The organism is Streptomyces sp. McG3 (genome assembly GCF_018619185.1).
Classification (GTDB): Bacteria; Actinomycetota; Actinomycetes; order Streptomycetales; family Streptomycetaceae; genus Streptomyces.
In genome coordinates this window covers 1-5,570 of record NZ_JAAXYC010000421.1, presented here as the reverse complement: position 1 = coordinate 5,570, position 5,570 = coordinate 1, and the positions used below count along the sequence as shown (strand labels likewise).

General features: G+C 75.0%; 5 protein-coding genes. 4 read left to right on the top strand and 1 reads right to left on the bottom strand.

Translation table 11 applies throughout. The annotated features are described in order from the left end of the window. Window positions 1-97: 97 nt before the first annotated feature. Genes HET64_RS35960 through HET64_RS35950 form a run of 3 tightly spaced genes read left to right on the top strand, consistent with a single transcriptional unit; the run spans window position 98 to window position 3,664 of the window. Window positions 98-1,459: a cobalamin biosynthesis protein CobG gene (locus tag HET64_RS35960; RefSeq protein WP_215111438.1), complete on the top strand. Its 1,362-nt coding sequence runs from the start codon at window positions 98-100 to the stop codon at window positions 1,457-1,459. A gap of 55 nt (window positions 1,460-1,514) precedes the next feature. After that, window positions 1,515-2,141, top strand: coding sequence for a precorrin-8X methylmutase (locus HET64_RS35955; protein WP_215111436.1), 627 nt, complete (start codon window positions 1,515-1,517; stop codon window positions 2,139-2,141). Window positions 2,142-2,152: 11 nt separating this feature from the next. After that, window positions 2,153-3,664 carry a precorrin-2 C(20)-methyltransferase gene (locus tag HET64_RS35950; protein ID WP_215111437.1) on the top strand — a complete coding sequence of 504 codons (1,512 nt, stop codon included), beginning with the start codon at window positions 2,153-2,155 and terminating at the stop codon, window positions 3,662-3,664. Here HET64_RS35950 and HET64_RS35945 read toward each other — a convergent pair. Next, window positions 3,649-4,425, bottom strand: coding sequence for a cobalt-precorrin-6A reductase (locus HET64_RS35945; protein ID WP_215111435.1), 777 nt, complete (start codon window positions 4,423-4,425; stop codon window positions 3,649-3,651). The genes HET64_RS35950 and HET64_RS35945 overlap by 16 nt on opposite strands. A 17-nt stretch (window positions 4,426-4,442) precedes the next feature. Between HET64_RS35945 and HET64_RS35940 the strand changes: the two genes are divergently transcribed. Further along, window positions 4,443-5,570: cobalt-precorrin-5B (C(1))-methyltransferase (locus HET64_RS35940; RefSeq protein WP_215111434.1), on the top strand; the 1,128-nt coding region annotated here is incomplete at its 3' end.

Below are 5,570 nucleotides of genomic sequence, written 5' to 3'. Positions count from 1 at the left end.
TTCCCGGGGATCGCCCCACCCGTTCCCGCGGATCTGCCCCGCCCGCTGTCCCGCAGGTCACAGGAGCGGGCCCGCCGACGGGACCGGCCCGGTCGGTATGCTCGCCGCCATGCCCGATTCCGCCCCCTCGCCCCTTTCCGTGGGCGGCCCATCCCCCCGCGACGGCGGTGACGCCTGCCCGGGGACGCTGCGGCTGCACCGGGCCGACGACGGTGCGCTGGCCCGGGTACGCGTCCCCGGCGGGGTGCTGAGCGCGGACCGGGCGGACGCGCTGCTCGCGGTGGCCGGCCGGTTCGGGGACGGTGAGCTGCATCTCACCTCGCGGGGCAACGTCCAGCTGCGCGGCCTCGACGCGGAGTGCGGCGGCGGACCGGCCGAACTGCTCGGCGCCGCCGGACTGCTGCCGTCCGCCGCGCACGAGCGGGCCCGCAACATCGTGGCCTCGCCGCTCGCCGGACTCGACGGATCGCCCTCGGTCGGCGGCTGGTTGTCCGAGCTGGACGGCCTGGTGTGCGGGTCGGCCGACGCCGCCGCGCTCTCCGGCCGCTTCCTCTTCGCCCTGGACTCCGGCCGCGGTGACGTGGACGCGCTGGGCGCGGACGTGACGCTGATCGCGGAGGGCGACGGCTGCCTCCTGCGGGTCGGGGCCGCCGACGAGGTGTTCCGGCTGCGGGCGGCGGACGGCCCGCGCGCCGCGCTCCTGGCCGCCGAGGCATTCCTCCGAGCCGCCCGGGACTCCGGCGCGTGGCGCGTGAAGGACCTGCCCGACGGCGTACGGGCGGCGCTGGTCCGCGCCATCGGGGCGGCGGCGGGCCCGGCGGTCCACCACCCCCGCCCGGCGGCGCCGAAGGTTCCGGCCCCGGGCCTGGTCACCGCACCGGACCACAGCACGACGGCGACCGTGACAGCGACCGCGCCCGTGACCGTGACCGCGATCAGCGTCGGCGTACCGCTGGGCCGGCTCGCCCCCGCCCAGTGGCGGCTGCTCACCGAGACGGCCCGGCGGTACGGGAACGAGCTGCGGCTCACCCCGTGGCGCGGGATCATCGTCCCCGGGCCGTTCGGGCCGTCCGAACTCTCCGACCATTCCGGATCCTCCGGGCATTCCGGGCCTGCGTCCGAGGCGCTGGACACACTGGCGGCAGCCGGGCTGATCACCGGCCCGGACTCCCCGTGGACCGGCGTCGGCGCCTGCATCGGCCACCCCGGCTGTGCGAAGTCGCTGTCCGACGTGCGGGCCGAAGCGGGGGCCGCTGTCGGACCGGTCGGCCGGCTCCCTGTGTACTGGTCCGGGTGCGAACGCCGCTGCGGCCACCCCCACGGGGAGTGGATCGACGTGGTCGTCACGCCCGACGGGCACCGCATCTCGCACGTACGGGGCGAGCACCGTGACCCCCGGGCGGCGGTCCGCGACAACCCCGCGGAACTCGCCGCGGCGGTGGCCGCGGCCCGCGCCTGAGCACGCTCCCCCAGCTTCCCCTCCCCAGCGACCGGCAGAAGAAAGCGACAGCACTGTGCACCAGTACGAGAAGGACGGACCGGCGATCTACCGCCAGTCCTTCGCCACCATCCGCGCGGAGGCGGATCTGGCCGGGCTGCCCGCCGACGTGAGCCAGGTCGCCGTCCGCATGATCCACGCCTGCGGCATGGTCGACCTCGTAACGGACCTCGCCTTCTCACCGAACGCCGTGGCCGACGCCCGCGCGGCCCTGCGGTCAGGCGCTCCGATCCTCTGCGACGTGGCGATGGTGGCCAGCGGGGTCACCCGCAAGCGGCTGCCCGCCGACAACGACGTGGTGTGCACGCTGTCCGACCCGTCCGTGCCGGAGCTGGCCGCGAAGCTGGGGACCACGCGCAGCGCGGCGGCCCTGGAGCTGTGGCGGGACCGGATGGAGGGGGCGGTGGTCGCGGTCGGCAACGCCCCGACCGCCCTGTTCCGCCTGCTGGAGATGATCGAGGAGGGCGCCCCGCGCCCCGCAGCCGTGATCGGCGTCCCGGTCGGCTTCGTCGGCGCGATGGAGTCCAAGGAGGCGCTGGCCGCGCACCCGTCGGGCCTGGAGCACCTGATCATCCGGGGCCGGCGCGGCGGCAGCGCGATAGCGGCCGCCGCGCTCAACGCCATCGCGAGCGAGGAAGAGTAGTGACTTCTCCGGTGAAGGACACCAGTACCGGCAGGCTCTACGGTGTCGGGCTCGGCCCCGGCGACCCGAACCTGATGACGCTGCGGGCCGTCCAGGCCATCGGCGAGGCCGACGTCGTCGCGTACCACAGCGCCCGGCACGGCCGCTCGATCGCCCGGTCCATCGCGGCGGCGCACCTGCGGCCCGACCACATCGAGGAGGCCCTGGTCTACCCCGTCACGACGGAGACCACGGACCACCCGGGCGGCTACCGGGGCGCGCTGGAGGAGTTCTACGAGAAGGCGGCGGCCCGTCTCGCGGCGCACCTGGACGCGGGCCTGACCGTCGCGGTGCTCGCCGAGGGCGACCCGATGTTCTACGGCTCGTACATGCACATGCACAAGCGCCTGGCCGGCCGGTACGCCACCGAGGTCATCCCGGGCGTGACGTCCGTCAGCGCGGCGGCGGCCCGCCTCGGCACCCCCTTGGTCGAGGGCGAGGAGATCCTGACGATCCTCCCCGGCACCCTCCCGGAGGAGGAGCTGACGGCCCGTCTCGCCGCCACGGACACGGCCGTGGTGATGAAGCTGGGGCGTACGTTCCCGGCGGTGCGCGGGGCATTCGAGGCGTCGGGGAGGCTGGCGGAGGCCCGGTACGTGGAGCGGGCGACGATGGCCGGGGAGCGCACGGGCGACCTGGCGGACATCGACCCGGCGTCGGTCCCGTACTTCTCGGTGGCGGTGCTGCCGAGCCGGGTGGACGCGCCGCGCCCCTCCAAAAGGGCCGACGGCGAGGTCGTGGTCGTGGGCACCGGCCCGGCGGGCCCGCTGTGGCTGACGCCGGAGACCCGCGGAGCCCTCGCCGCCGCCGACGCCCTGGTCGGCTACACCACCTACCTGGACCGCGTCCCGGTCCGTCCGGGTCAGGCACGGCACGGCTCGGACAACAAGGTGGAGTCGGAGCGCGCCGAGTTCGCCCTGGACCTGGCCCGGCGGGGCCACCGTGTCGCGGTGGTCTCGGGCGGCGACCCGGGGGTCTTCGCGATGGCGACGGCGGTGCTGGAGGTGGCCACGCAGGAGGAGTACGCGGACATTCCGGTACGGGTCCTGCCCGGCGTCACCGCGGCCAACGCGGCGGCGGCCCGCGCGGGTGCGCCGCTGGGCCACGACTACGCCACGATCTCCCTCTCGGACCGGCTCAAGCCGTGGGAGGTCATCGCGGAGCGCCTGCGCGCGGCGGCCTCGGCGGATCTGGTGCTGGCCCTGTACAACCCGGGCTCCACGTCCCGTACGTGGCAGGTCGGCAAGGCCCGCGACCTGCTCCTGGAGCACCGCTCGCCGGACACCCCGGTGGTGCTGGCGCGCGATGTGGGCGGCCCGACGGAGAGCGTGCGGACGGTGCGGCTGGCCGACGTCGACCCGGCGGAGGTGGACATGCGGACCCTGCTGATCGTGGGCTCGTCGCAGACCCGGTGGGTCGAGCGGGGCGGTTCCGGCGCCGGCCGGTCCATCGTGTGGACGCCGCGCCGCTACCCGGAGGCGTAGAGCTTCCGTACCCAGCGCACGGCCTCGTCGGGCGTACGGGCCACCGGCACCCCTTCCGGTACCGGTGGCCGCCGGACCACGACGACGGGAATCCCCGCTTCGCGGGCGGCGGTGAGCTTGGGGGCCGTGGCGTCCCCACCGCTGTCCTTGGTGACGAGCACATCGATCCGATGCCGGCGGATGAGCTCGCGCTCCCCTCGAAGATCGAACGGCCCCCGGCCGAGCAGAACTTCCATCCGGGCCGGACAGGGCGGCTCCGGCGCGTCGACGGACCGCACGAGGAACCACGACGCGTCGAGGCCGGCGAAGGCGGCGAGCCCCATCCGCCCGGTGGTGAGGAAGACCCGCTCGCCCAGCGCGGGCAGCAGCCCGGCGGCCTCGGCGAGCGACCCCGCGGCGTGCCAGCGGTCACCGTCCTGGGCGACCCAGCCGGGCCGGCGGAGGGCGAGGAGGGGAACATGGGCCCGAGCGGCGGCCTCGGCCGCGTTCCGGCTCATGGTCGCGGCGAAGGGGTGGGTGGCATCGACGAGGACGTCCACACCGTGCTCACGCACCCAGGCGGCGAGTCCCTCGGGCCCTCCGAACCCGCCGACGCGCACGTCACCCGGCGGAAGCCTCGGCGAGGCCACACGCCCGGCGAGCGAGGTGGTGACCTGGAACCGGACCGGGACGCCCGGGGCGGGAGCCGCGAGGTTCTCGGCCAGTCGGCGCGCTTCGGTCGTGCCCCCCAGGACAAGAACATGCACAGGCAGCACAGGCATCGGAACGGACTCTTCTCATGAACGCTGAGGCGCGGGGCGGTCGCAGTGCCCAACTCAAACACACCGGCCTGCGCCCCGGCTGGACGACCGGGTCCTGTGCGACGGCGGCGACGACGGCCGCGTACACGGCACTGCTGACCGGCGACTTCCCGGACCCGGTGACCATCACCCTGCCGAAGGGCCAGACACCGGCGTTCGCGCTGGCGGTGGAAGAACTGACGGCCGGGCCGGACGAGGGGGTGGCGACCGCCGGAGTGGTGAAGGACGCGGGCGACGACCCGGACGTGACGCACGGGGCACTGGTCCGGTCGACCGTACGGAGACTGCCGCCCGGTTCCGGCGTGGTGTTCCGGGCGGGCCCGGGCGTGGGCACGGTCACCCTCCCCGGCCTGCCGCTGGAGGTCGGTGAGCCCGCGGTGAACCCGGTCCCGCGCCGACTGATGCGCGAGCACGTGGAGCGGGTGGCGGCGGAGCACGGCGGGACGGGGGACGTGGAGATCACGGTCTCGGTCGACCACGGCGAGGAGATCGCCCGCTCGACGTGGAACGGCCGGCTCGGCATCCTGGGCGGCCTGTCGATCCTGGGCACGACGGGGGTGGTGGTCCCGTACTCCTGCTCGGCGTGGATCGACTCGATCCGCCGGGGCGTGGACGTGGCGAGGGCGGCGGGCCTGACCCATGTGGCGGGCTGCACGGGCTCGACCTCGGAGAGGACGGTGGTGTCGGAGTACGGCCTGCCGGACATCGCGCTGCTGGACATGGGCGACTTCGCGGGCGCGGTCCTGAAGTACGTACGCCGGCATCCCGTCGCCCGCCTCACGATCTGCGGCGGCTTCGCCAAGCTCTCCAAACTCGCGGCGGGCCACCTGGACCTCCACTCGGCCCGCTCCCAGGTCGACAAGCCCTTCCTGGCCGGCCTGGCCCGGACGGGCGGGGCGAACGAGGAGCTGGCTTCCCGGATCGCCACCGCCAACACGGGACTGGAGGCCCTGCGCCTCTGCGAAGCGGCGGGCGTCCCCCTCGGCGACCTGGTGGCCGCCCGAGCCCGCGACGAGGCGCTGTCCGTCCTGCGGGGCGCACCGGTGGAGGTGGACGTGGTCTGCATCGACCGGGCGGGGGTGGTGGGCTGTCTCTTATACAAATCT